This is a genomic window from Humidesulfovibrio idahonensis, assembly GCF_054657715.1.
The window spans coordinates 1393242-1417476 of the sequence record NZ_BAAHYE010000003.1 but is presented as its reverse complement, the minus strand read 5'-3'; the positions used below and the strand labels follow the sequence as shown (position 1 = coordinate 1417476).

General features: G+C 66.4%; 20 protein-coding genes. 11 read left to right on the top strand and 9 right to left on the bottom strand.

Annotated features, from left to right (window positions below):
• The first annotated feature begins 42 nt into the window (after window positions 1–42).
• The 7 genes from ACYQ4W_RS12680 (at window position 43) to ACYQ4W_RS12650 (ending at window position 7852) form a co-directional block, all read left to right on the top strand.
• The gene (locus tag ACYQ4W_RS12680; protein ID WP_459857222.1) at window positions 43–654 is read left to right on the top strand and encodes a hypothetical protein; all 612 of its coding nucleotides are present in this window, start codon (window positions 43–45) and stop codon (window positions 652–654) included.
• A gap of 140 nt (window positions 655–794) precedes the next feature.
• Window positions 795–2906 carry a PEP/pyruvate-binding domain-containing protein gene (locus ACYQ4W_RS12675; RefSeq protein ID WP_459857219.1) on the top strand — a complete coding sequence of 704 codons (2112 nt, stop codon included), beginning with the start codon at window positions 795–797 and terminating at the stop codon, window positions 2904–2906.
• 6 nt (window positions 2907–2912) lie between these two features.
• Entirely contained in the window at window positions 2913–3137 is a 225-nt protein-coding gene (locus ACYQ4W_RS12670; protein WP_459857217.1) for a DUF4911 domain-containing protein, read from the top strand.
• A 465-nt stretch (window positions 3138–3602) separates the two neighbouring features.
• Window positions 3603–3908, top strand: coding sequence for a hypothetical protein (locus ACYQ4W_RS12665; protein WP_459857214.1), 306 nt, complete (start codon window positions 3603–3605; stop codon window positions 3906–3908).
• On the top strand, window positions 3905–5455 hold the full coding sequence (locus ACYQ4W_RS12660) for a portal protein (RefSeq protein WP_459857212.1): 1551 nt from the start codon (window positions 3905–3907) through the stop codon (window positions 5453–5455). The genes ACYQ4W_RS12665 and ACYQ4W_RS12660 overlap by 4 nt, the downstream gene beginning before the upstream one ends.
• A gap of 114 nt (window positions 5456–5569) precedes the next feature.
• On the top strand, window positions 5570–6151 hold the full coding sequence (locus ACYQ4W_RS12655; RefSeq protein WP_459857209.1) for a phage connector family protein: 582 nt from the start codon (window positions 5570–5572) through the stop codon (window positions 6149–6151).
• Window positions 6152–6322: 171 nt separating this feature from the next.
• Window positions 6323–7852: a GGDEF domain-containing protein gene (locus ACYQ4W_RS12650; RefSeq protein WP_459857207.1), complete on the top strand. Its 1530-nt coding sequence runs from the start codon at window positions 6323–6325 to the stop codon at window positions 7850–7852.
• Between the two features lie 541 nt (window positions 7853–8393).
• On the opposite strand, the gene ACYQ4W_RS12645 is transcribed toward ACYQ4W_RS12650, so the two are convergent.
• The 3 genes from ACYQ4W_RS12645 to ACYQ4W_RS12635 form a co-directional block, all read right to left on the bottom strand.
• Window positions 8394–10649, bottom strand: coding sequence for a vitamin B12-dependent ribonucleotide reductase (locus ACYQ4W_RS12645; RefSeq protein WP_459857205.1), 2256 nt, complete (start codon window positions 10647–10649; stop codon window positions 8394–8396).
• A gap of 197 nt (window positions 10650–10846) precedes the next feature.
• On the bottom strand, window positions 10847–12064 hold the full coding sequence (gene hemW / locus ACYQ4W_RS12640) for a radical SAM family heme chaperone HemW (RefSeq protein ID WP_459857203.1): 1218 nt from the start codon (window positions 12062–12064) through the stop codon (window positions 10847–10849).
• Between the two features lie 3 nt (window positions 12065–12067).
• On the bottom strand, window positions 12068–12859 hold the full coding sequence (locus ACYQ4W_RS12635) for a C40 family peptidase (protein ID WP_459857201.1): 792 nt from the start codon (window positions 12857–12859) through the stop codon (window positions 12068–12070).
• A 383-nt stretch (window positions 12860–13242) separates the two neighbouring features.
• On the opposite strand from ACYQ4W_RS12635, the gene ACYQ4W_RS12630 reads away from it, so the two are divergent.
• Together ACYQ4W_RS12630 and ACYQ4W_RS12625 are read left to right on the top strand one after the other, a co-directional pair.
• A complete protein-coding gene (locus tag ACYQ4W_RS12630; protein WP_459857199.1) occupies window positions 13243–14421 on the top strand; it encodes a MerR family transcriptional regulator in 1179 nt (392 codons plus the stop codon).
• Between the two features lie 24 nt (window positions 14422–14445).
• Window positions 14446–15030 (top strand): LOG family protein, encoded by a 585-nt coding sequence (locus ACYQ4W_RS12625; protein ID WP_459857197.1) that lies wholly within the window; start codon window positions 14446–14448, stop codon window positions 15028–15030.
• Window positions 15031–15062: 32 nt separating this feature from the next.
• On the opposite strand, the gene ACYQ4W_RS12620 is transcribed toward ACYQ4W_RS12625, so the two are convergent.
• The gene (locus ACYQ4W_RS12620) at window positions 15063–15308 is read right to left on the bottom strand and encodes a DNA-binding protein (RefSeq protein ID WP_459857195.1); all 246 of its coding nucleotides are present in this window, start codon (window positions 15306–15308) and stop codon (window positions 15063–15065) included.
• Window positions 15309–15815: 507 nt separating this feature from the next.
• Here ACYQ4W_RS12620 and ACYQ4W_RS12615 point away from each other — a divergent pair.
• The gene (locus ACYQ4W_RS12615) at window positions 15816–16562 is read left to right on the top strand and encodes a S24 family peptidase (RefSeq protein WP_459857193.1); all 747 of its coding nucleotides are present in this window, start codon (window positions 15816–15818) and stop codon (window positions 16560–16562) included.
• 91 nt (window positions 16563–16653) lie between these two features.
• Window positions 16654–17148, top strand: coding sequence for a bactofilin family protein (locus ACYQ4W_RS12610; protein ID WP_459857191.1), 495 nt, complete (start codon window positions 16654–16656; stop codon window positions 17146–17148).
• A 71-nt stretch (window positions 17149–17219) separates the two neighbouring features.
• Here ACYQ4W_RS12610 and ACYQ4W_RS12605 read toward each other — a convergent pair whose 3' ends face one another.
• The 5 genes from ACYQ4W_RS12605 to ispD form a co-directional block, all read right to left on the bottom strand.
• Window positions 17220–17894: a hypothetical protein gene (locus ACYQ4W_RS12605; protein WP_459857188.1), complete on the bottom strand. Its 675-nt coding sequence runs from the start codon at window positions 17892–17894 to the stop codon at window positions 17220–17222.
• 68 nt (window positions 17895–17962) lie between these two features.
• A complete protein-coding gene (locus ACYQ4W_RS12600; protein ID WP_459857185.1) occupies window positions 17963–20854 on the bottom strand; it encodes a [protein-PII] uridylyltransferase family protein in 2892 nt (963 codons plus the stop codon).
• A 22-nt stretch (window positions 20855–20876) separates the two neighbouring features.
• A complete protein-coding gene (locus ACYQ4W_RS12595) occupies window positions 20877–21215 on the bottom strand; it encodes a P-II family nitrogen regulator (RefSeq protein WP_459857182.1) in 339 nt (112 codons plus the stop codon).
• 24 nt (window positions 21216–21239) lie between these two features.
• Complete coding sequence (locus tag ACYQ4W_RS12590; RefSeq protein WP_459857179.1) at window positions 21240–22445, bottom strand: ammonium transporter; 1206 nt, start codon at window positions 22443–22445, stop codon at window positions 21240–21242.
• Window positions 22446–22919: 474 nt separating this feature from the next.
• A complete protein-coding gene (ispD, locus tag ACYQ4W_RS12585; RefSeq protein WP_459857176.1) occupies window positions 22920–24158 on the bottom strand; it encodes a 2-C-methyl-D-erythritol 4-phosphate cytidylyltransferase in 1239 nt (412 codons plus the stop codon).
• Window positions 24159–24235: the final 77 nt, after the last annotated feature.

The window sequence follows — 24235 nt, the reverse complement described above, 5'->3', positions numbered from 1 at the left end:
GGATGTTCTGCACCGCAACCCCAATTCGTAAATGAGGCCGACATGAGGAAACGGGTGATCCCGCTCTTGGTTGTTCTTGTCCTGGGCATAGGGGTGTATTCAAGCTACGAGGCCTATGCCTACTACCGGTACACCAAGGCCGTGCACGGCGCGTTGCAGTCCTGCTCCGCAAGAATCTCCCTTGTCCTGTCCCACACGGAGTACGAGCCGGCTGATCTGGAACGGGCCTTGCGCAACATCAACGAGGCCATCGCCTACGTCGACGGCATCGTCGCCGGCGTGCATGTCCATGCGGATGGCACCGTGCACTTCCGCGACGAGCAGAGCATGAAGTACATGCAGCTCTGCGCCGAGACCCTGCGCAAGGACAAGACCTTTGTCGAGGCCGCGCTCGAATACGCGAAAAGCCGGACGGATTCCGCGGCGCATGGGGTGGTTGGCGGCGGCGGGCCAGGCCATGGCGTCATGAGCCGCGAGCAGCGGTTCGGCGAGTTGATGCGCCAGCACGCGGCCCTGCGCGAGCAGCTGACCGAACTCTACAACGAGAATTATGAAATGCGCGAAGTGGCGGTCCCGCTGGAGGAGCTTGTCGACAGCGGGTCCATTGAGCACGCGCAGCAGGTGATCAACGCCTGCTACAATCAGCCGGGCTGAGCTGCCTTCCGTCCGCGCGGGCCAACGTCGGCACGCAACGGCCGGGTGCGGGGCGGGGCCCGGCGGCCTTGGCGCGGAGCCTGATGGGATTTGCTTTTTGCGTGCCGCGCCAGTATGACTAAAGCGTGAGGAGGCTGCCTGTGGCCGGTTTGTTTCGCGCTATCCGTTCCCTATTCGGCCATGCACAGCCGCGCGCGGCGCTGGACACCGGCGAAGCGCAGCGCATCGGCGCGGAGTTCCGCCGCCGCCATACCAATTTCCGCCTGCTGCTCACCGCGGGCAAACGCCTGCTTTCCACCATTGCCGACATGGAGCGCGCCACAACCGACGGCCGCGTCTTCGGCATGACCTTTCTGCGCGCGGGCGCAACCGCCGTCATCGTCAACGCCTTCCGTATGATCAAGCACCTGGAGGCCCTGGCCCCGGCAAGCGCCTCGCGTCTGCGGCCCCGGTTTCTGGAGCTCAGCGCCCAGGTGGAGGAAGTGCTGGGACGGCGCAAGCCTCCGGCCTGCGGCGAGCTGGTGGCCGACCTCGCCACCGTGGACGCCGGCCAGGCCGACCTCATGGGCGCCCGCCTGGCAGAGCTTGGCGAAGTGAAGAACCGCTTGGGACTGCCCGTGCCCGAGGGCTTCGTTGTCGGCGCGTGCGCGTATGAGCTGTTCGCCTCCCAGCCCGGCCTGCGCGAGGAGATGGCCCGGCGCATCCAGAGCCTGTACGACGCGGGCGCGCAGGACGATGGGGACGATGAGGGGCTGGCGAGCCACATTCCGACCATTTACGGAGCCGACGACGCGGCCCTGCAGGCCATGAGCCGCGAGATTCAGGCGCTCATTTTGGCCGCGCCCCTGCCGGAGGCCTTGGAGCGCGCCATTGCGGACGCCTGTGCCGGGCTCATGCAGTCCTGCGGCGAGGCGCATCTGTGCGTGCTGCCGAACAGCCTCGGCGAGGGCCAGGGCTTCACCGGCTCGTACCCGGCGCAGTATTCCGTGCCCTGTGCGGACGTTCTGAACGCCTACCGCCGCGCCGTGGCCAGCAAATACACCGCGCAGGCCATGGCCCGCAGACTTTCGCGCGGCATCCCGGACATCGATGTCTCCCTCTGCGTGGGCATGCTCGCCGTGCCGGAGTCCTCCACCCGCGGCACGTGCGGAAGCTCAAACCCCAGCGTTTCGGCCCGGGCGGCCGGCTTGGAGCCGGACGAGGCCCTGCGCCTGGCCGGGCTGGCCAAGCAGCTTGAGGAAGGCCTTGGCGCGCCGGTCCAGTTTGAGTGGATGCAGCGCCAGGACGGCGTCTTCAGCCTGCTGCGCTGCGGCCCGGAGCCCGCTGCGGACCAGGCCGGGCAGGACGAGTCCGCCGTCGCGCCCACAGGGCACTCGCACATGGAGGGCTCGCCCGTGCACATGCGCCTGCGTGAGCTGCTGGAGCTGCTCTCGCCCGCAACCCTGCCCGCGCCGGAGGACCCCGATTTCCGCGCCGCCAACTGCAAGAGCGTGCGCGACGTGGCGCGCATCGCCCACCAGCGCGCCGTCGACGCCATGTTCGACTTCGGCCGCAGCCAGCAGGACTTCTCTGAGCGGCAGGCCAAGCAGCTTTGGGCCAATGGCGCGGCCATGCAGTGGTGGATCATCAACCTTGAGGACGCCTTCTCCGCCGCGGCGGAGGGCAAGTTCATCCGCCTGGAGCACATCGACTCCCAGCCGTTCCAGGCCGTTTGGGCGGGCATCAGCGCCGTGCCTTGGGCCGGGCCGCCGCCGGTGGACATGCGCGGCTTTCTGTCCATCATGTACGAGTCCACCACCAACCCGGAAATCTCCATCACCGGCGATTTCGACTTTGGCGCGTGGAACCACATCCTGCTCTCCAAGGCCTATGTCTCGCTGTCCTCGCGCTTCGGCTATCATTTTGTGACCATCGAGGCCCTTGTGGGCGAACGCGCGCGCGAGAACTTCGTGAGCTTCCAGTTCCGGGGCGGCGCGGCGGAGATAACCCGGCGCGAGCGGCGCATTGCCTTTGTCTCCAGCATCCTGGCGGAGTTCGGCTTCGGCATCGAGGTGCGTGAGGACGCGCTCATCGCCCGCGTGGAGGGCCTGCCCACAAGCGAGCTCATGGACCGCCTGCGCGTGCTGGGCTATCTCATCATCCACACGCGCCAACTGGACATGATCATGCGCATTCCCGAGCAGGTGCGCATGCACCGCGAAAAAATCCTCCGCGAGATTGGCGAAATGCTCGCGCAACCCACCGCCAACTGAGGTCCCATGCGCTCCGAGATGCTCTACCTGCGGCTTGCCCGTGCGCAAGTGGCGTTTTTCCGTTTTCTTTTGGAGGCGCACGAGGGCCTGGCGCTGTTCACTTCCCTGGGGGCCGACGCCCAGGGGCGTGAGGTGCTTTGCCTGCGCTTTGCACCAAGCGCCAGGGCGGACGTGCGGCGCTTCCTCGCAAACGCCGGGCCCCATTGCACTCCCGAGATCCTCGTCGGATAGGGCGCCACATCTTCAACCGGGTGTTTGCACATCGCCCCTGCACTTTGGTGCACATGCCTGCACAAAAAACTTCGGCCGTCCTTGGCGAATGTCATGCGCCAACAGTATTATGTGCTGATAAAGCAGGAGAAAATAGTGTTGGCACGGCGCATGCTCAATAGGCAATAGATTTTGCGCAACGCGGGTCCGGGAGACGAACACCAAACCCACCCCACCCGAACACCCCACCCCATCTTACGGGCCAGCGGCGCACTATCTGGACTCCTTCCCCCTCCTCCCGAAAAAGGGCCGCTGCAACCGGCCCTTTTTCCTTTTTCAGCCCCTGGCAAAAAACCTGTCAAGACGCTAAAATTGTCCTTTTACCGGCCAATTCCTTGCCGATTTTGTCCTGCCGCCTTTGCCCGGGCTATACTCCCGTCAAACGGCCGGGCAAGCCCGCCCGGCCTCAAACCAAAGGGGGCCCCTATGGGCGGAGGCGGAGGCTTTTCTCCCATTTCCATCATCAGCGACGTGTTGTTCAGCGCTGCCAGCGGCGCGCTTGGCGGCAGGGTTCCTTCCGTGAGTTCAGCGGCGGACACTTCCGCCGCCGATGCCGCGCTGGAAGCCGCCGAGGCGCGGCGCAAGGCGGACCGCAAGAAGGCCGAGACCGCGCTCTTGGCCAAGGCCCGCCAGGCCGACCGCGCCGAACAGTCCGGCCAGGACGCCGCGGCCGAGACCCTGGGCGCGCCCAACGTGGCCGCCGTGCAGCTCAAAGAGAGGCTGGGGCAATGAGCGCGCACGAAAATACGGAGCGCAACGGCTCCCCCGCAGGGCAGCAAAAGGCCCTGGCCGTCATGGACCGACTTGCGGCGCTGCGCGTCGCGCGGGACCACTGGACGTCCACCTGGCGCGAACTGGCCGCGCAGATCATGCCCCGCAAGGGCGGCAATCTTACGGCCCAGGGCCAGCGGACGGACGATTCCGCCGTGTTCGACTCCACCCCGGCGCATTCGCTGGAACTGCTCGCCTCCGGACTGGGCGGACTTTTGACCAACCCGGCGCTGCCCTGGTTCGACCTGCGCCTGGGCCACGGCGCGCCGGACGGAGAGAACGTGCGGGCCTTTTTGGCGCAATGCCGCGAACGCCTGCTGGCCATCTTCAACACCGAGGCAACGGGATTCCAGGCCTGCGTGCACGAACTGTATCTGGACATCTGCCTCTTCGGCACCGCTGTGCTCTATGTGGAGCCCGACAGCGAATCCTTGGCGCGGTTCAGCGTGCGGCCCCTGTCCGAGACCTTCCTGGCCGAGGACGTGCGCGGCGTGGTGGACACGGTCATCCGCACCTATTCCCTCACCGCGCGCCAGGCGTGGCAGCAGTGGGGCCAGGCCTGCTCCCCGGATGTGCAAAGGCTTGCGCGCGAGAACCCCGAGGTGCGCGTCGACCTGGTGCACGCCGTGTTTCCCCGCGCGGACCGCGATCCGGCCAGTCCGGCCAACACGGACTTCCCCTTTGCCTGCTTCTTTCTGGAGCAAAATTCCGGGGTGATTCTGGAGGAGTCCGGCTATCTGGAGATGCCCTACATGTGCCCGCGCTGGGGCAAGGTCTCCGGCGAGGCCTATGGCCGCGGTCCCGGCCTCACGGCCTTGTCCGACGTGCGCGTGCTGAACGCCATGAGCCGCACCGCGCTGATGGCGGCGGAGAAGATGTCCGATCCGCCGCTCATGGTGCCGGACGATGGTTTCCTCGGCCCCATCCATTCCGGTCCCGGCGGCTTGTCGTATTACCGCGCGGGCTCGCAGGACCGCATCGAGGCCTTGCCCATCCGCGTGGACCTGGGCTCGGTGGAGGCCATGATCGAACGCCGCCGCCAGTCCATCCGGCGCATCTTCCTGGCCGATCAGCTCGCACCGGAGGCCGTGAACAGCACCGCCACGGAGGCGCTCATCCGTCAGAGCGAGAAGATGCGCATCCTCGGCCCGGTGCTGGGGCGCATGCAGACCGAGTTCCTCGCGCCGCTCATCGAGCGGGTGTTCAACATCCTGCTGCGCGAGGGCGAGCTGCCGCCCTGGCCCAAGTCCTTGCCGCAAGGCTCCCTGCGGGTGGACTACGCCACGCCCATCGCCCAGGCCCAGCGCCAGGCCGAGGCGGACAACCTGAACCAGGCCGTGCGCTACCTGCAGCCGCTGCTGGCCCAGAACGACCCCTTCCACATCCTGGACAACTTCGAGCCGGACGCCATCGCCCGTCATGCGGCGGATCTCTTCGGGCTGCCGCAGGACTACCTGCGGCCCAAGGAGACCGTGGAGACCCTGCGCCAGGCGAGGCAAAGGCAGTAGGCCGAACGGCCCTTCCCCAGGGGCGGGCCGTCAGAACCGGCCGCCGTGGAGAGCATCAAACACCGTCGGGGGGCCGATTCACCCCGGTCCCCGCAACGGGAAGAGGAGAACCACATGGCAACGAGCGTCATTGAAATTTGCAACAACGCCCTTATCGACCTGGGGGAGGAAGCCATCGCCTCACTGACGGACAGCACCAAGGCCGCGCGCCTGTGCAACCAGCGCTGGCCCGCCGTGCGCGACGCCGTGTTGCGCGCGCATCCGTGGAACTGCGCCACGCTGCAGGTCGAGCTGGCCGCAAGCGCGGGCGGGGCGGGCTGGCAGTATGAGGCCAGCTATCCGCTGCCCACGGACTGTCTGCGCGTGCTTTCGGTCTGCTCCGGCGGCGCGGCAGTCGAGGCCTGGGAAGTGCAGGCCGGGGCCATTCTCTGCGACGAGAGCGGCCCGCTCCAGGTGGCGTACATCACGCGCATAGACGACCCGCGCCTGTATGACCCCCTGCTGTGCGAGGCGCTCACCGCCAGGCTTTCGGCGACCCTGGCCTATCCCATCACGGCCTCCACCTCGCTGGCGCAGTCTTTTTGGGGCATGTACGCCGACAAACTGCGCGAGGCGCGCGGCGTCGACGCCCGGGAGGCTTCGCCCGTGGCCGCGCCGGCGCCCACAACCTGGCTGGCGGCAAAACTCGGCCGCTAAGCGTCGGCCTTTCCTGGTGCATCCGTATGGCCGGTGGCGCGTCTCTGAGTCGCCGGCCTTTTTTGACGGCGGCGAGGCGCAGGAAAAACAAGATGTACGTAGCGGGATGTCTTGGCTTCTTGTCCGGGGCGGGGCACAATCAAGGCGCTGGAAGCCGGGGCCCCCCTGAACATGGCGAACGAAGCAGCGGGAGAACGCACCACAGTGATGCAGAACAGGACAAGCCCGCTTTCCTGGGGCGGAGAATTCCGCGATGCCTTTCAGGAGGCCGTCTACCAGGACGAACGCATGCCCGAGCACCTGCGGCACGTGCGGCTGGTGCTGTTCTTCTCGTTCGTCTGCAACCTGCTGTTCCTGTACAATGACTGGCGATTTTTCGGCCAGCCGCATTTTGTCGCCGCCCTTGGCTCGCGCGCGGGCATCGCGGCGGCCTCTCTGGGCGGCCTGCTCGTGCTGCGCAGGATGCAGACGTTCCGGCAACTGCAACGCCTTTGCCTCGCCTGGGCCGCTCCGGTCATCATCGCCAGCGCCGTGCTGCTCAGCCCGGGCACCGATGTGGCCCTGGTCATCCTGTTCATGCTTCCCATCCTGTTCTATTTGGCCATGCCCATGTCCTTCAGCCGCACCGTCGCCACAGGCCTGGCCTGCAGCCTGGCGACGCTGTCGGGGTTTTTGTGGGCGGATCCCTCCTCGCCCACCCGCTATGGCGTGGGCCTGGCGCTGGCGACCGTCAACGTGGTGCTGGCCTTGGTGCTCATCCGCATGAACAGGCTGCAGCGCCTGGAATGGGCGGCGACGCGCGCGGTGTGGGCGGCGAACAGGGAACTGGCGGAGCAGCGGCAAATGCTCCAGACCCTGCTGCGCGCCGTTCCCGCGCCCCTGCTCATTCTGGCCCGAGACACGGGTCGGCTCATCCAGGCCAACGATGCGGCGCGCGCCTATTTCGGGTCAGAGACCCTCGGCGATTTGGCAAGACTGCTGGGAGCCTTCGGGCTGAAGCCCCAGGGGCTTGGGCGAGAGCCCGTCCTTGGCGAATGGACGGGCGCGGAGGGAGAGGTGCGCGAGGCGGAAATGGCTCTGGATCTGGGCGGCGGGGTGCGGCGCGATGTCTTGCTGGTGACCACCACGACCCAGGTGCGCGGGGAAGAGGCGATCCTGGCCGTCGTGGTCGACATCACGGCGCGCAAGGAGCTGGAGGCCCATTTGCAGCAATTGGCCAGCACCGACCCCCTGACCGGCCTGGCAAACCGTGGCGGCTTCTTCAGCCTCGCGGCCGAGGAGCTGAAGCGCACCCAACGCTACAAGCGGCCCTTGGCCGTGGTCATGCTCGACATCGACCACTTCAAGGACATCAACGACAGCTTCGGGCACGAGGCGGGCGATGTGGCGCTGCGGGCCTTTGCCGCCCTTTGCCGTTCGCTGCTGCGCGAGCTGGACGTCATGGGGCGCATCGGCGGCGAGGAATTTGCCCTGCTGCTGCCGGAGACGAGCCAGGAGAGCGCCAGGGTTCTGGCCGAGCGCCTGCGCGCGGCCGTGGCGGAACTCCGCCTGCCGGGCCTGTGCGCCTCCATGACCGTGAGCATCGGCATTTCCGAAGTATTGCCCGAGGAGACCGAGATCAGCCAGGCCCTTTCCCGCGCGGATCAGGCCCTCTACGAGGCCAAGCGGGCCGGGCGCAACCGCATCGCCGTGTTCATCTAGGGACGCCCCTCGCGACAAGGAGAAAGGGCTTGGGCGCGCTGCTGCACCCAAGCCCTTTTCGCTTCATGAGCACCCTCGACCGGGGAGCGCTTCCCTCGGTGTGGGCACCATATAATCCCACCATCATGACTGCCGGTTATGACCGCGCACGCACAAACCACGCACGGTTTGGCCGGATGAAAGCGGGCAGGACGTGGCTGCACGTCGCGCATCGGGGGAATCGGCGGATCAAGGGGATGACAGGAGGCGTCCAGGGCCTCTGGCCGTGCCGCCTGTCGATAGAACAATTCCGCTCTTCTTTTCGCCGGGTCCGGGGGCGGCCAGCCCCCGGCCGCCGGAGGCATACCCATGCACCCCAGTCGGCGTCACCTGGAGAATCAAGGGGCGCGGCCCCTTGGACCCCGCCAGAAGGCACGGGGCCCTCTGGACTCCCCATATAAAGAGAGAAGGCAGGTGGCGCGCTCTTGCCTTGGAAAAGAGAAGGGGCTGGAGGGTGAAGTCCCCCCCCAGCCCCCAGAGGCATATTTCTGTCGTTCTTATTTTAGCCGCACTTGGTGTAGCCGCACTGCTTGCAGCAGTGGCAGCCTTCCTCAAAGGTCAGGGCCTCGCCGCATTCCGGGCAGGTCTCCTTGCCCAGGGCGTTGGCGTGGGCGTTGGCGTGCTTTTCGCCGGTCATGTAGCGGTTCTCCAGCACCCAGGCCACGGCGTCGGGGATGGACTGCAGCAGGATCTTCTTCTGGAACTTGGGGTGCTCGCCGCCGATGCCCTTGAGCTGCTCGACGATGTCGCGCACCTCCACGCCGCTGCGCAGCGCCAGGGAGACGAGGCGGCCGATGGCCTCGGCCTTGGCGGTGATGGACTTGCCGGACTTGCCGATGGTGGCGAAGACCTCAAAGGGCTTGCCGTCCTGCTCGTTGATGGTGAGGTAGAGCGCGCCCAGGCCGGTGTCGACCTTCTGGGTGAAGCCGTAGACGATGTCCGGCCGCTTGCGCACCACGGTCTTGGGCTTGGCGCCCTCGGCCTCGCCGTCCTTCTTGTCCTGGCCGTCGCCGGTGCACAGCACCTGTGAGGCCTTGCAGCCGTCGCGGTACACCGTGACGCCCTTGCAGCCGTACTCGTAGGCCTTCCAGTAGATGTCCCAAATGTCTTCCTGGCTGGCGGAGCTGGGCAGGTTCACGGTCTTAGACACGGCGTTGTCGGTGAACTTCTGGAAAGCGGCCTGCATCTTGAGGTGCCAGATTGGCTCGATGTCCATGGCGGTGACGAACACGCGGCGGATGTCGGCGGGCAGGTAGTCCATGGACTGGATGCTGCCGCCCTTGGCGACCTCCTCCATGAGCTTGGGGCTGTAAGCCTCGGCCTTTTTCAGCGCCGCCTCGAAGAAGGGGTTCACCTCCACCAGCTTGTCGCCGTCCATGACGTTGCGCACAAAGCTGAGCGCGAACAGCGGCTCGATGCCGGAGGAGCAGCCCGCGAGAATGGACAGGGTGCCCGTGGGCGCGATGGTCGTGGTGGTGGCGTTGCGGTAGGGGCCCTGCTTTTTGGCGGCGTAGGTGCTGCCCTCATAGGCCGGGAAGGCGCCGCGCTCGTCGGCCAGGGTCTTGCTGGCCAGCTTGCTCTCGTCCTGGATGAAGCCCATGAGCCTTTCGGCCAGGGCGACGCCCTCCTGGGAGTTGTAGGGCACGCCCAGCTGGTACAAGAGGTCGGCAAAGCCCATGAGCCCCAGGCCGATCTTGCGGTTGGTGCGCACCATGTCGGTGATCTGCTGCAAGGGGTAGACGCTGGCCTCGATGACGTTGTCGAGGAAGTGCACGCCCTGGTGGATGACGGTGCGCAGGCCCTCCCAATCGATGCGGTCGTGGGCGGCTTCGTCGTAGAAGGCGGCCAGATTGATGGAGCCAAGGTTGCAGGCCTCGTACGGCAGCAGGGGCTGCTCGCCGCAGGGGTTGGTGGCTTCTATCTCGCCCAGCTGCGGGGTGGGGTTGTCGCGGTTGATGCGGTCGAGGAAGACCATGCCGGGATCGCCGGACTCCCATGCCTTTTGCACCAGCATGGAGAACACTTCGCGGGCCTTCAGGCGGTCGCGCACTTCTTTGTTGTTGGGCGCGACGAGGTCGTACTCCTCATCCTTGTCCACGGCCTGCATGAAGGCTTCGGTGAGGCCCACGGACAGGTTGAAGTTGTTCAGCTCGCCCTCGCGCTCCTTGGCCTTGATGAAGCGCAGGATGTCCGGATGGTCCACGCGCAGAATGCCCATGTTGGCGCCGCGGCGGGTGCCGCCCTGTTTGATCTGCTCGGTGGCGGTGTTGAATATGCGCAAGAAGGAGAGCGGGCCGGAGGCCACGCCGCCCGTGCTGCCCACGCGGGAGTCCGTGGGGCGCAGGCGCGAGAAGGAGAAGCCCGTGCCGCCGCCGGACTTGTGGATGAGCGCCGCGTGCTTCACGGCGTCGAAAATTTCCTCGATGGAGTCGCCCACGGGCAGCACGAAGCAGGCGGCCAGCTGGCCCAGGTCCGTGCCCGCGTTCATGAGCGTGGGCGAATTGGGCAGGAACTTGAAACTGGTGAGCAGCGTGTAATACTCCAAAGCCCTTTCGGCCACCTTGGCCTTGCCGCCCTTGAAATTGGCCTCCTGGGCCGCAATCTTGGCCGCCACGCGCCAAAAAAGCTCCTTGGGCAGTTCGTAGGGCTTGCCGTCCGGGCCTTTGCGCAGGTAGCGGCGGGAAAGCACCACTTTGGCGTTCTCGTTGAGAACAACATCGGGCAGGTCGGCAGGCATCGGCAGCAAGGTTTGGGTCATTGAAGCTTCCTTGAGGTGAGGTTAAGTTTTGAACCGGAGCTCTCTCCGGGGATTATAATGGGAAATCAGGCAAGTGGTGAGTATGGCTACTTACTATCAACATTCTCTAGAATAATCCATAAGCCGGGAAAGCAGGAACACCAAGGGCTTTCGGCGAAAATCCGCATGCCGCAACGGCTCCTGAGGCGGTATTTTTCTCATGTCTCAGGAATAATCCCAAGCCCCTCTTCAAAACCCAATGCGCGGATTATGCTGTTCGATACGAGCATGCCCGCGCGGGTCAGGCGCAGGCGCTGCGGCGACAGGGTGACGAGCCCCGCCTGGCCCAATTGCTCCAGCAGCTGCGGGTGCCGGCTGCGCAGGTCTGCTCCGGTGCGGGCCATGTGCGCTGCCAGGTCCAGACCATCCGCCGTGCGCAGGCCGAGCATGAGGGCCTCGCGGCCGCGGACTTCCGCGGAGAGTTCTTCGCGTCCAGCCTGCCCGACGTTGCCTGCCAGCACCAGCGCCTCCCAGGCGGCGAAGCTGGCGGGATTGGCCCAGCGCCATGCCTGGGCGGGCCTTTGCGCCGCGGAGGTCATGGTCGAAACCGCCGCCGGCCCGAACCCCAGCACATCGCGCCCCTGCCAGCAGGCCAGATTGTGGCGGCACTGCCGCCCCGGCCTTGCGAAGTTGGAGATTTCATACTGCGCGAAGCCCTCGGCTTCCAAAAATTCCCCGCCGCGCAGAAACATCTCGGCCTGGGCGTCCTCGTCCGGCAGGGCGGCCAGGGTTGCGGCGTCCGCAGCCAGCGGCGTGCCGGGCTCAATGGTCAGCCCGTAGCAGGACAGATGCTCCGGCTCCAGGGCCACGGCCTGGCGCAGGGTGGCGAGCCAGCTTTCCGGCGTTTGCCCCGGCAGGCCGAAGATGAGGTCCAGGCCGATGTTGTCGAACCCGGCCGCGCGGGCGTCGTGGAAGGCGTCCATGGCCTGCCGCGCGTCGTGCACGCGGCCCAGGGCGGCCAGGGCGCGGTCGTCCAGGCTCTGCACGCCCAGGCTCAGGCGGTTGACGCCAAGGGCGCGCGCCGTGCGCAACAGCTCCGGTCCGGCGGAGTCCGGGTTGGCCTCCATGGTGATCTCGGCGCCTGGCGCAAGGGGAAAGCGCTCACGCACCAGATCGAAAACGCGGGCCAGCCCTTCCGGGCCAAGCAGGCTTGGCGTGCCGCCGCCGAAAAACAGGCTTGGCGCCGGGCCAAGGGCGAAATTGTCCGCCCAGGCCGGGGCCTGCAGGGACATCTCCGTCTCCAGGGCGGCAAGGAAGCGGGCCAAGGCCGAGGCATCAGGCCCGCCCGGGCCCACAGGTTCGGAGAAGAACGCGCAGTAGCTGCACTTGGCCCGGCAGAAGGGCGTGTGCACATAGAGGGTGGGCGGCTGGCGCATGGCCTAGCGCGTGTATCTGCGCGCGCCCAGGTAGCGTTTGGACCAGTAGCCGTCGTCCATGTTGGCTTCGGAGATGCCGCGTCCGGGCCTGGGACTGTGCACGAACACGCCGTCCTCCATGTAGATGCCCACATGCCAGCGGCCGCGGCGGTTGATCTTGTAGAAGACGAGATCGCCGGGCTTGAGCGCGCTGCGGGGCACGGGATGGCCCACCGCGTACTGTTCCGCCGCGCTGCGCGGCAGGCTGATGCCGTGCTGGCGGAAGGTCCACTGGGTGAAGCCGGAGCAGTCGAACCCGGTGCCGGGCGAGGTGCCTGCGCGACGGTAGCGGCGGCCCTTCTGGGTCAGGCCGGTGCGCACTACGTCGAGGCCCAGGGAGGGCGGCAACTTGGCCAGGCGCTCCAAACGGGCTTCCACTTCCAAGTCGTCCAAGGTGGGGAATTCCGGAATATCCGTGGCCTTGGGCGGCGCCTCGGCCAGGCCGGGCAGGCGCAGCGAACCGGTTCTGCCGGGCGGGGTCAGGGGCACCTTGCCGGGCAACGGACCGGGCAGTTCTTGGGGCGCGCTGACAATGTAGCGCTCCGAATCCGGCAGGTGCTGCTCGGCCAGCAGGCCGGCGTTTTCGGCGCTGATGGGGTCCGGACCTGCGGAGGACGGACGCACGGAAGCGGGCAAGGGGGCGCAGGCCGCGCAGAAGAGGACTCCGGCCATGAGGCCCAGCATGCGGGCGGTCCGGTACTTTCGGCCAGGGGGGGCGCTGTTGCGGGCGGCGCGCCCGCGGGGGGTATGTGTCACGATGCGGTGTTGCTCCTTGGGGCCGCTCCGGTCATGGTTCCAGAGGAGGGTTCCATCTGGAATGAGGGGGAAGGACTTGGGGCGGCCAAGTGTCGGGGTCCGGTTCGCAGGCCAGCCAGGATGGGGCGGGCGTGAGGGGAAAGGCGTCGCCGGAGCGCGGTTCGAGGAGCTATAGCCTGAATTCCCCTCCGCCGCCAAGTGAAAAAGCGCATTGAATTCTTGTGCAAGTAATTGCCCGCCGCTTTGCGCACCGGGAGGCCGACCCCTCTTGACCACGCTTCGGCAAGAGGCTATCGAAAAGCATAAAAGCTTTGCAGTGCAATGGTTCATGTGACCTATCGGCAAGCGTCGATTATCGGACTGACGGAAGGCGGAGCGGCTTTATGACGGCGCAGACATGCACGCACCGGGATCTTGCCCGCGAACTTGGGGTCTCCGAGACCACCATCAAAAGTTACCGCAGCAAATTCCCCACATTTCTGCCAGTGGCGCGTGAGGGCAAGCCCGTGCGCCTGCACTCCGAGGCCCTGCCCGTGTGCCTGCGCATTCGCGATCTCTTTGCTCAAGGCTTATCGATAGTTCAAGCTGCGCAGGTTCTTAAAGCTGAATTCAAAGAATATCCTTTGAATCGTCGCTTGTCGAATCGTCAAGAGCCACGGGCGGGCGGCGGCCTTGCTGCCCCAGGCGACAGCGTCGAGACGGACCGTCCCGATGCCTTGGCCGCGCGCATCGAAGCGCTGACCAATGGGCAGGAGCAGGCTCGCGTCCGCATGGAGCAATTGGAGGCGGAGGTGCGCAACCTCGCCACCCTGGAAGCCGCGTCCAAGGCCCTGGTGGCGGAACTTGTGGCCGAGTTGCGCGCCGCCCGGGCAGTTGTTCCGCCTGGCGCAAACACGTCCGGCCAGGGGAGCGCGCAGACCGCGGCTGCCGGTTCAGGCGCTTCTCCAATGGCCGCGCCCGTGAATTCTTCTGCCGCGAACCACTCCGCGACTGCCCGCGCCGATGCGCCGGACATGGCGCGTCGCGTCGTGGACGCCGCAGCCAGGGCCTCCTCCCCTGCCGCTCCGCCGACGTCCGCAAGGGCGGATGCCGGAGCCGAAGCCGACAGCCGCGCGACTGTGCTCACCGCCCGCAAAATCGTCACAGTGCACGGCGCGGCCGGGCCGGTGGCCTCCTATGCCTTGGGCCGCGAGCCGGCCCCCGCGCCCCCCTTCCCGGAGCCGGAGACGCCGTCGCCCGTGTTCATGGCCTTGCCGGCCGTCATCCGCTCGGACCGGGGCGACTTTCTGGGCCTGCCTGGAGGCCAGAGCGTGCGGCGGCTGGTGGAGGTGCTTTCGCCCGACGGCGCAGCCAGTGTGACCTGGTTCGCCGAAGGGGCGGAGGCCTGGACCTGCGCCATTCCCCTGGGCCGGGCCCAGAACCGCGAGATTCTCTTTGAGCGCACCACCACCCCGCGCGGCAACCTCGTGGGGCTCATCCGGCGTATGCGCATCAACGAGGCTGAGGCGACCCCCGTGCAATTGCAGGAAATTTTCCGCCAGCTGCGCGACCAGATGGCGTGATCCCCCCATCCCCAAGGAGCAAGCATGAAGAGTGTCTGTGTCTTTCTCGGTTCAAATCCCGGCAACAAGCCCGAATATCTCGCCGCGGCCAAGGCCACCGGCACGGAGTTGGCCCGGCGCGGTCTGACCACGGTTTATGGCGGCTCCAATGTCGGGCTCATGGGCGCCTTGGCGGACGCGGCCCTGGAGGCCGGCGGGCAGGTCGTCGGCATCATTCCGGAGTCGCTGCGCAAAAAAGAGATCGATCACAACGGGCTGACCGAACTGCACGTGGTTGGCTCCATGCACGAGCGCAAGGCCCTTATGGCCAAGCGCTCCGATGCGTTCATCGCCCTGCCCGGCGGCATGGGCACCCTGGAGGAGCTGTGCGAAATCCTCACTTGGGCGCAGCTCGGATTCCACAAAAAACCCTGCGGCCTGCTTGATGTGGACGGGTATTACGCTTCGCTGGGGGCTTTTTTCGACAACGCCGTGTCCCAGGGCTTTGTGCAGCCCGCGCACCGGTCCATGCTGCTCACCGGGGCAACGCCCGGCGCCCTGCTCGACCAGTTCGCGACCTATGTCGCGCCCGTGGTCAACAAATGGATCGTCCGGCCGCAAGCTTTGTGAGGCGCGCGTCCGGCGTTGTCGTCGGGCCGGGGCTAGTGTTGGAGCGGAACGCAGGAGGGCAGGGTTTCCGGCAAATGCTGGTTGCGCTGCGCCAGCACCCAGCGCTTCAGGTCTTCCGGCAGGGCCCGCCAGGATCCCGATCCGTTCCGCCGCCAGGCAGGCAGGCCCATTTCTGCCACAAGGCGCACGATCTGTTTCGGATTTTCGCCCACGGCCTCGCAAATGGCCCGCGCTCCCTTGATGCAGATGCCGGCGTGCACGTCCATGATCGTCTCCATGTCTCACCTCTTTCGCTTGTTTTGTGTTGCGTCTGCCGGGGAGCCGCGGCTTCCTGCAGACGATGAAATTGCCGATTGACTATTCTCTGCGCCGCTCCATGTTGTGCTGCGCCCATCACGTGCACCCAGAATATTTGCCAATCACCAGACCGGCGGGCTGAGCCTGGATGCAACGTCTTGGGCCCTGCACGGATTGCCCGGCACGGCGGATAACCGGCACATGCTGCGCCTGTCCTGAATCATGCCATACAATCCAGGCTGTTCAGCCGATCTTTTCCCAGCCCGCGCGCCATTGCCGTCAGCCTGCGGCCTGGTGGGAGCGGCATCGTACAAGGCGGCAGTGGACTGCGCGGAATAGTCATCTTGCTTGCAATTATTTTGTCAAAACATCATCTAATTGTCAATATGATAAAACTATAAAGTATGGACTTGGACAAAATGTATGCTACAAATATGACAGACAGCTAACAGCGCGCACCTCACGGCGCGCAAGCACAGGGGGCTATTGTGGATTTCACCAGCAATCTGCGCGAGATGCTCTGGGCCAGAGTGGGAGAAAACAAGGACTTCGCCAACCGCAAGCGCATGGCCGACGCCCTGGGCATAGACCCGTCGCAGCTCAACCGTTTTATGGACGGCGAGCGCGGGCTTTCCGTGGAGTCCCTTGGGCGCATTCTGGACGGCTTGGGCGCGCGGGTCGTGCTCCCCGGCGCAGTGGAGCCGGATGATTCGGCTCGTGAAGTCTGCTTTGTGGCCCCGCGCCCCACAGGCACCGGGCGCGACGTGGCCCCGCCCAGCGCGGAGGACTATTTCGCCGTGCCGCTGGCCACGGAGGCTGTGGCCGCAAGACCCGGCCGCATCCCGCAGTCCGACATCCAGGGCTGGGTGCTGGTGTGGCGGCACCACGAATCCGTGCGCTTCCGGTCTGATCTGGTGGCGGTGACCGTGGCGCCGGGCGAGTTTTCCATGACGCCCATGCTCCATCCCGGCGACATCGTCCTGGTGGACCGAGCGGAAAAATCGCCGGACCCGCAAGGCAAAACCATGTTGGTGTGCGCGCCCGACGGCGCGTGCGCGGTCAAGCGCGTGGCCACCCAGACGGTGGAGGGCGACACGGAGTTGGTGTTCTACTCGGAAAACCCCCGCGAGTTTCCGCCGCGGGTCCATCGGCTGAACCGCGACTACGGCGGCGATCTTGGCCGCGCAATTGGCGGCAGGGTCGTTTGGGCCTGGAGCGACATGACCAGGAAATAGCCTTCCGCTGCGGGCAACGAAAAAAGCTGGATTTTTCTGATAGCAGCAGGTATTCTTACGAAGAATTTTCTATATGACGTTGAGGTGTGGCATGAAATGGTTCTCGAAGATTTTTTCCGAGTCGGCGGATCAGGACAATACCTCCGGTGAACTGAACGCCTTTCTCGGCACGGGCACGAAGTTCACCGGGCATCTGTCCTTTGAAGGGTCCGTGCGCATCGATGGGCATTTTCTGGGCACCATCAACGCCACGGGCACGCTCATCCTCGGGCGCGACGCCTTGGTCAAGGGCGAGGTCGAAGTGGCCAGCCTGAATGCCAACGGCACGCTCATCGGCACCGTGCGCGCCACCCGCCATGCCCATCTGCACGAGCACGCCGTGTTCGACGGCCACATCATCACGCCCGAACTCAGCATGGACCAGGGCGCTGTGCTGAACGGCTCCATCGAAATGCCCAATCCGAACCCGCGCCCTGAACTGGCCGACAGCCAGGATGAAGTGCCCCTGCTGCCCACCTCTGGCGGGCGGCGCGCCGTGGGCGCCAATGCCGACCAGGTCTCGCCCGACTCCGAAGACCTGCACTAGCCGCACAGGCTTGCCGGGCACACAAAAAGCCCCCCGCTTCCTTGGAGGCGGGGGGCTTTTTGGTTGGCGCGCTAGTTGTTGAGATCGGATTCCGGGGTGGCGGGCGCGGCCTCTGGGGCAGCTTCCGGCTCCGGGTTGATGATGACCGTGGGCTCTTCCTCCGGCTTGGGCGCCTGCACCGCGCTTGCGGCGCTGGCAGCCGCCGCTGCGCTGCCGCCGCTGCGCCGCGCCTTGAACTCGGCCACGGACTTTTCCTTCACGGCCACGCGCTGGGTCCAGTCGCGCACGAAAAGCGTGGACTGGGCGATCTTGGACTTGTACTCGGAGCGCTCGGTTTCATTCTTGGCGCGGTCGGTCTTCAGGTCCTTGAGGATCTTCTCGTTTTCCTGCGCGTTCCCCAGATTGCTGCCGATGATGGCCTCCATCTTGGCGATGTCGAGGGCGATTTCCGCCGCGCGCGACTGGGATTTGGCGAGCTTGGTGTTCAGGTTGGCCAGGTCGTCCTGCTTGTCGGCCAGCTCCTCCTTGAGCTTGGCCAGCTCCAGGTCCTGGTTGGCGCAGGCCAGTTCGTAGTCGGCCTTGTTCATGGCCTCGCGCTTGTTGGGCGGCACCTGGGCGGCCAGCTCCGCGTCCACGGGCGAGCCGAACAGCCCGCCGAAATTGATGGCCTGGGCGTTGGGCGCAGGCAGCGCGAACGCCGCCAGCAGGGCGGCGGAAACAATGACTTTGCAGAGGGGATGGCGCATGGGGCCTCCAGGTTCAAGGGGTGCCGACGAGAGGCACGCTAGCGGAAAGAGCTTGCCAAGGCAACGCCTCAGCGCGCCGCCGTGAGCAGGGCTTTCTTGAGCTCCTCCATGCGCGCGGGGTCGGTGAGCTTGAGCCCTTCGTCCGTGCGCACGTAGAACACGTCGTGGACCCTGCCCGCGCTGGTGGCGATGCGCGCCAAGTGGATGCGCAAATGGTGCGCGCAGATGCACAGGCCCAGGTCGTGCAGCAGGCCCAGGCGGTCGGGCGCGGCCACCTCCACCAGGGTGTAGAAGTCGCTGAACGCGTTGTCCAGGCGCACCATGCGGCGGCTCTTCGGCGCGCGCGAGGGCATGTTGAGGGGCGAGGTGCGCTTCTGCTCCAGGCGGTATTCCAGAGAGAGCTTGCCCGTGAGCGCATAGGAGACCGCGCGGCGCACGCGCTGCCACAGGTCTTCCAGATACAGGCCCTCGGCCGGTTCCTTTACCAGAAACACGTCCACGGCCAGGTTGCCGCCCATGCTGCCGGTGCCGCCCTTCCAGGTCAGCACCTCGGAGGACAGGATGTTCAGGTCGTGCAGGGCCAGCACCCCGGCCATGACGGCGAACAGGCCCGGCTGGTCCAGGGCGGCCAGGCTGACCTGAAAGGCCTTGCCCTTCACGGCCACGGCGTCGATCTCCACCACGCCGATGCCGGCCTTGCCCGCGGGCTTGCGCACCAGATCCTCGTCCAGGGAGGTTTGAAAGCGCCGCGCCAGGCGCATGTGCCGGGCGATGGTGGCGGCGTCGAGCACCAGCAGGGCGCGCGCGGGCATGCGCTCCAGGCAGGCTTCGGCAAAGGCCGGGTCCAGGGCGGACTCCTGGCCCTCCGGTCCGGCAAAGGGCTTGCCCGCCAGAGCCAGGGCAGCCTCCCGCGTCTGGCGGCTTTTGTCCACGGCATGGGGCGCGGCCAGGGGGCCGTCGGTGAGCAGGCGGCGCGCCTTGCGCGTCAGCTCGTCAAAGAGCGAGGCCGTCCAGGGGTTCCAGGCGCGCGGGCCGGTGGACCGGCTGTCGGCCACGGCCAGCAGGTGCAGCATGTCCAGACGTTCCGCCGTGCCGCAGGCCTCGGCCACGCCGACGGCCACGGACTCGTCGGAAAGATCGCGCCGGGTGGCGATTTTGGGAATGAGCAGATGCTGGCGCACCAGAAACGCCACATCGTCCAGGGCCGGTTTGTCGGCGCCCAGGCGTTGCAGAATGGCCACGGCCAATTCCGCGCCAGCGCCGGAATGGTCGCGGTCCGGCTTGGCCAGGTCGTGGCAGAAGCCCGCCAGGAGCAGATGGTCGAAGTGCGGCAGACTGCCCGCGCGCTGGCGCAGCTCGGGGGTGATGTCGCCGCTGTCCTCGCCGCCCTGGGCCTCGGGCAGCATGGTGGCCAGGGCGCGCACCACCTCAAGGGTATGCTTGCCCACGGGATGGATGTGGAAGTCGTCGAACTGCACCAGATGCTCCACCGGGCCGAACTCCGGCACCAGCGCGCTCATGAGCCCTGTGTCGAGCATGGACTGCATGGCCGTGGCCACGGCTGGGGCTGTGTTCTGGGCCGGGGCTGTCTCCTCGCCGGGCACGGGGGCCGGAGCGAAAAAGCGCTTGATGGCTTTGGTGAGTCCGCCGGGCTTGGGCTTTGGCGGCTCGGCCTGCGGGGGCGAGCTTTCCGTGGGCTGGCCCGAGGCGCGGAAGATCTCCAGAAGGGCAGGCAGAATGCCCGGCAGCGCGGCAAAGGCCTTGCGGCGCTCCGGGTCGGCCAGGGCGGCGCGGGTGGCGCGCTGGGCCGACCAGCACACGGGCCGGGCCTGGCGCGCCGCGGCGACGTAAAGCTCCAGGAGGAGCGCGGGGTCGTTCTGCGCGGTTTCGGGGTCGCGCAGGGCCATGCCCGTTGGACCGCAGAAAATGGCGTTGGAGCTGCCGCCCGGCGTTGCGGGGCAGGCCTCGGGCCGGGGCGGAAAGGCCTCCAGCCAGCAGGCCTGGCGCATGGCCCGGATGCGCGTCATGGACTGGTGCAGGCGTGAAAGAAACGCCTCCACGGCCAGCCCGACGCTCATGGCCGCGTCCGCGTCGGAACCGTCCTCGCCGGGGTCCGCACCGGCAAAGCCCATGTGCCGAGCCACCTGCGGCTGCAGGTCGAAATTCAGGCGGTCGGTTTTGCGCCGCGCCGCCAAATGCAGGGCCACGCGGGCGCAAAGCACAAAGCGGTAATCCGCCTTGAGCAGCTCAAGATCCTGCGGGGTGAAGGGTGCTGCCGGGCCATTGCGCAGCTCCGGGTCCACGCCGAGCAGCCAGTGGATCTGGTGCACGTCGCGCAGGCCGCCCAGTCCGTTCTTCAGGTCCGGCTCCAGCAGTCCGCTGGAGTCGCCGTATTCCACGCGTCGCGCCGCGTTGTGGGTCAGCACCCATTGGCCGAACACGCCCACGTAGCCCTTGAGCACCTGCTGGGTGAACGCGCGCACCAGCTGGGCCACGAGGTTTTCGTCGCCGGCGATGCGCCGGGTGTCGAGCAGCGAGGTGAGCACCTGCGTGTCCTCGCGCGCAAGGCGCAAGCAGTCGTCCTGGGCGCGCACGCCGTGGCCCAGGTCCAGACCCAGGTCCCACAGGGGGTGGAAGATGCCGCGCGAGAGTTCGTCGGCCACCTTGGGGATGGCGTCGCCATACAAGAGCAGCACGTCCACGTCCGAGGCGGGGCAAAGCTCGCTGCGTCCGTAGCCGCCAACGGCGATGAGGGCGAAGGGGGCGTCGAAAAGATGCGGCGACTGCGCGCCGAGTTCTTCCAGCCGGTCGCGGAAATAGGCGTCCATGAGGGCGGAGCCGGCTTCCGGGTACCGGTCGAGGGCGCCGGTCTTGGCCGCCTCGGCCAGATCGAGGCGGCCCTGCCGCAGCCGTTGGGCGGCTGGCGGCAGGGCCGGGGTGTTCGCTTGTGTCTCGTCCACGGGGGAGGACGCTTTCGGTTGGCTAGACGGCGGCGTCGCCGGTTTCGCCGGTGCGGATGCGCACCACTTCTTCCACAGGGATGACGAAGATCTTGCCGTCGCCCACCTGTCCGGTGCGGGCGGCCTTGGTGGCGGCGGAGATGACGTCGGCCACGCGGGCGTCCTCCACCACGACCTCGATCTTCACCTTGACCACGAAGTCCACCTGATATTCAGCGCCGCGGTACACTTCCTTGTGGCCGCCCTGGCGGCCGAAGCCCTTCACTTCGCTCACGGTCATGCCCTTGATGCCGATTTCGGACAGGCCGGCCTTGATGTCGTCGAGCTTGAAGGTGCGGGTGATGATTTCAACTTTCTTCATGAGGGATTCTCCTTGGCGGCCGGGCTACGCCTGGTAGCCGGTCTCGTTGTGCTGGGACAGGTCAAGGCCACGATCTTCCTCGTCCGCCGTGGCGCGCAGGCCGATGGTGGCGTCGACCACCTTGAAGAGAATGAGGCTGACCGTGAAGCAGAAGGCCCAGGTGGCGGCCACTGAAGCCAACTGTATCCAAAGCTGGGACGGATTGCCATAGAAAAGCCCGGTGGCCTTGTTTATGCTGGCGAAAAGCCCCGTGGCGATGGCGCCCCAGGTGCCGCCCACGCCGTGCACGCCCACGACGTCGAGGGAGTCGTCGTAGCCGAGCTTGCCCTTGAGCAGAATGCCCAGGTAGCAGAACACGCCGCCGCCCAGGCCGATGATGATGGCCGGCATGGCGGTGACGAAGCCCGCCGCCGGGGTGATGGCGACCAGGCCCGCAACCGCGCCGGAGGCCGCGCCAAGGGTAGTGGCCTTGCCGGAGTGGCGCCATTCCATGAAGATCCAGGCCAGGGCGGCGGCTGCGGCGGCCAAATGCGTGGTGACGAAGGCGTTGGCGGCAAAACCGTCGGCCGCAAGGGCGCTGCCCGCGTTGAAGCCGAACCAGCCGAACCACAGGATGGCCGCGCCGAGCACGGTCATGGGCAGGTTGTGCGGCATGAAGGCCTGGGTGCCGTAGCCCTTGCGCTTGCCAAGAACCACGGTGGCGGCCAAGGCGGCCGCGGCGGAGCTCATGTGCACCACGGCGCCGCCAGCGAAGTCGAGAGCGCCCATCTCGGCCATCCAGCCCTTGCCCCAAACCCAGTGGGCCATGGGCGCATAGACCAGGAAGATCCAGAGGGTGGTGAACACCAAAAAGCCGCCGAACTTCATGCGCTCGGCAAAGGCGCCGGTGATGAGCGCGGGCGTGATGACCGCGAACATGCACTGGAAGATCATGAAGGCGAGGTGGGGGATGTTGTCCACAGGGCCGCCGGTGGCGTCCATGCCCACGCCGTTCAGGAACAGAAAGTCGAGGTTGCCGATGATGCCGCCGATGTCTTTGCCGAAAGCCAGCGTGTAGCCGCCCAGGGCCCAGAGAACGGACACCAGTCCGACCAGGATGAAGCTCTGCATGATGGTCGCCAGCACGTTTTTGCTGCGCACCATGCCGCCATAGAACAGGCCCAGGCCCGGGGTCATGAACATGACCAGGGCCGAACAAATGAGCACAAACGCTGTATCCGCCGCATTCATAGAGGGATCCTCCCTTGTGTTTTCGTCAGGAACCGTCTCGCGGGCTGTGCCGCAGGACCGAACAACGCCTTAACGAATTTGTCCAATACTCTTCAGAAACGTCAACTCGCCAGCCATGCTCCGCTCGTCTAAAACCTTTCCAGCAAGGGGATTGCTGAGCAGGTCGTCAAGATGGTCCTTGCAGCGAATACACATTTGTCATGAACAATGCGTTTTCGTCGGCAATGACCGGAAATGAAGCAAGAGCTGGACCAAAGTGGATTTATGTTGCCTATCATGCTTGAAAACATGGGTATTCCGTCTCTGACGGATTCAATGGCACAGCCGTGAATATAGCAAGAGTGGAAAATGGATGACATTGAAATACATAAATGTCAAAATTGATGATTCGAGCTGGCGGGGGCGCCGCGCGCGCGAAAACGCGCCGGGCCCGAAAGGACTGGCGATTAGGGAAAAGTGAACGATGGAAGGAGGCTAGTCTTGTGCAGCTGTGACCACGGCAACGGCCTTGAGGCCGCGCTTTTCGCCGGTGAAGCCGAGGCCTTCCTCGGTGGTGGCCTTGACGTTCACGGCGTTGGCCGGGAGTTCGAGCAGCTGCGCAACCTGCGCGGCGATGCGCGTTTTGTGGGCGGCGAGTTTCGGCGTCTGCGCCACAACGGTCAGGTCCGCGTGCACCGGGCGGTAGCCGGCGGCGCGCACCCGGCGCAGGGCCTCGGTGACGAACACGGCGCTGGGCATGTTGTCAAAGCTGGAGTCCGTGTCGGGGAACAGTTGGCCGATGTCGCCCGCGCAGGCGATGCCGAGCAGCGCGTCGGTCAGGGCGTGCAGCAGCACGTCGCCGTCCGAGTGCGCAACGACCCTTGGCGCGCCGGGAATGACCACGCCGCCCAGAACCATGGGCCGGGCCTTGGCATGGGTTTCCTCCGCACCCAGGTAGCGGTGCACGTCATAGCCCCAGCCCGTGCGCGGCGTGGCCGCGGCGGCGGGCTGCAAAAGCCGCAAATCAGAAGGGTTGGTGATCTTCACGTTGGTCTCCTCGCCTGGAACCATGACAACCGGGTGCCCGGCGCGCTCCATGAGCCCGGCGTCGTCCGTGACCTCCCACCCTTCAGCCTCGGCGCTTGCGTGCGCGGCCCAAAGCGCGGCCAGGCCGAAGCCCTGCGGGGTCTGCACGGCGCGCAGGGCGGCGCGTTCCGGCGTGTCCACAACAACCTCGTTGTGGTCCACGCGCTTGATGGTGTCCGTGACGGCCAAGCCGGGCACCACGGCCACAGCGCCCTGGTCCAGGGCGGCCAGCACGCGGCGGGCCAGCGCCGCAGTGGCGAAGGGCCGGGCGGAGTCGTGCACCAGCACATGTCGGGAAGAGCCGACGGGGATTTGCCCCAGCCCCAAGCGCACGGAGTCCTGACGCCTTGTCCCGCCAGCGCACACGCGCCAGGGCAGGCTCAAGGGGTCGCGGGCGTTCAAGTCGTCCACAACGGCGGCCATGCGCGGCAAATCGTCGGGCGGAAAAACGAACACCAGACCCTGCACGGCCTGGATGCGGGCGAAGGTCTGGGCGCTGCGCCAGAAAAGAGGCGCGCCATCGAGCTCAAGGTACTGCTTGCGCGCTGGCCCGCCGGATTCGGCCAGGGCCTGCGCCAGGCGCGTGCCGCTGCCCGCGGCCAGGATGACGGCCCAGGCGGAGGTAGTGTGCGGATGCGCGGCTGTCATGAGGCGGTGTCCTTTGCAGTGGTGCCGTGCTGTCGTTGCGGGCTGGGCGAAAATCGAGAGGGCGCCGCCCCCTCGAA

Excerpts from the sequence above, each read along its gene's own strand:
- ACYQ4W_RS12595 (WP_459857182.1), bottom strand. The coding sequence starts at position 21,215 with ATGAAGAAAGTTGAAATCATCACCCGCACCTTCAAGCTCGACGACATC.
- ACYQ4W_RS12590 (WP_459857179.1), bottom strand. The coding sequence starts at position 22,445 with ATGAATGCGGCGGATACAGCGTTTGTGCTCATTTGTTCGGCCCTGGTC.
- ACYQ4W_RS12620 (WP_459857195.1), bottom strand. The coding sequence starts at position 15,308 with ATGGAGACGATCATGGACGTGCACGCCGGCATCTGCATCAAGGGAGCG.
- ACYQ4W_RS12680 (WP_459857222.1), top strand. The coding sequence starts at position 43 with ATGAGGAAACGGGTGATCCCGCTCTTGGTTGTTCTTGTCCTGGGCATA.
- ACYQ4W_RS12630 (WP_459857199.1), top strand. The coding sequence starts at position 13,243 with ATGACGGCGCAGACATGCACGCACCGGGATCTTGCCCGCGAACTTGGG.
- ACYQ4W_RS12655 (WP_459857209.1), top strand. The coding sequence starts at position 5,570 with ATGGCAACGAGCGTCATTGAAATTTGCAACAACGCCCTTATCGACCTG.
- ACYQ4W_RS12650 (WP_459857207.1), top strand. The coding sequence starts at position 6,323 with ATGGCGAACGAAGCAGCGGGAGAACGCACCACAGTGATGCAGAACAGG.
- ACYQ4W_RS12625 (WP_459857197.1), top strand. The coding sequence starts at position 14,446 with ATGAAGAGTGTCTGTGTCTTTCTCGGTTCAAATCCCGGCAACAAGCCC.
- ACYQ4W_RS12610 (WP_459857191.1), top strand. The coding sequence starts at position 16,654 with ATGAAATGGTTCTCGAAGATTTTTTCCGAGTCGGCGGATCAGGACAAT.
- ACYQ4W_RS12660 (WP_459857212.1), top strand. The coding sequence starts at position 3,905 with ATGAGCGCGCACGAAAATACGGAGCGCAACGGCTCCCCCGCAGGGCAG.
- ACYQ4W_RS12645 (WP_459857205.1), bottom strand. The coding sequence starts at position 10,649 with ATGACCCAAACCTTGCTGCCGATGCCTGCCGACCTGCCCGATGTTGTT.
- ACYQ4W_RS12670 (WP_459857217.1), top strand. The coding sequence starts at position 2,913 with ATGCGCTCCGAGATGCTCTACCTGCGGCTTGCCCGTGCGCAAGTGGCG.
- ACYQ4W_RS12665 (WP_459857214.1), top strand. The coding sequence starts at position 3,603 with ATGGGCGGAGGCGGAGGCTTTTCTCCCATTTCCATCATCAGCGACGTG.
- ispD (WP_459857176.1), bottom strand. The coding sequence starts at position 24,158 with ATGACAGCCGCGCATCCGCACACTACCTCCGCCTGGGCCGTCATCCTG.
- hemW (WP_459857203.1), bottom strand. The coding sequence starts at position 12,064 with ATGCGCCAGCCGCCCACCCTCTATGTGCACACGCCCTTCTGCCGGGCC.
- ACYQ4W_RS12605 (WP_459857188.1), bottom strand. The coding sequence starts at position 17,894 with ATGCGCCATCCCCTCTGCAAAGTCATTGTTTCCGCCGCCCTGCTGGCG.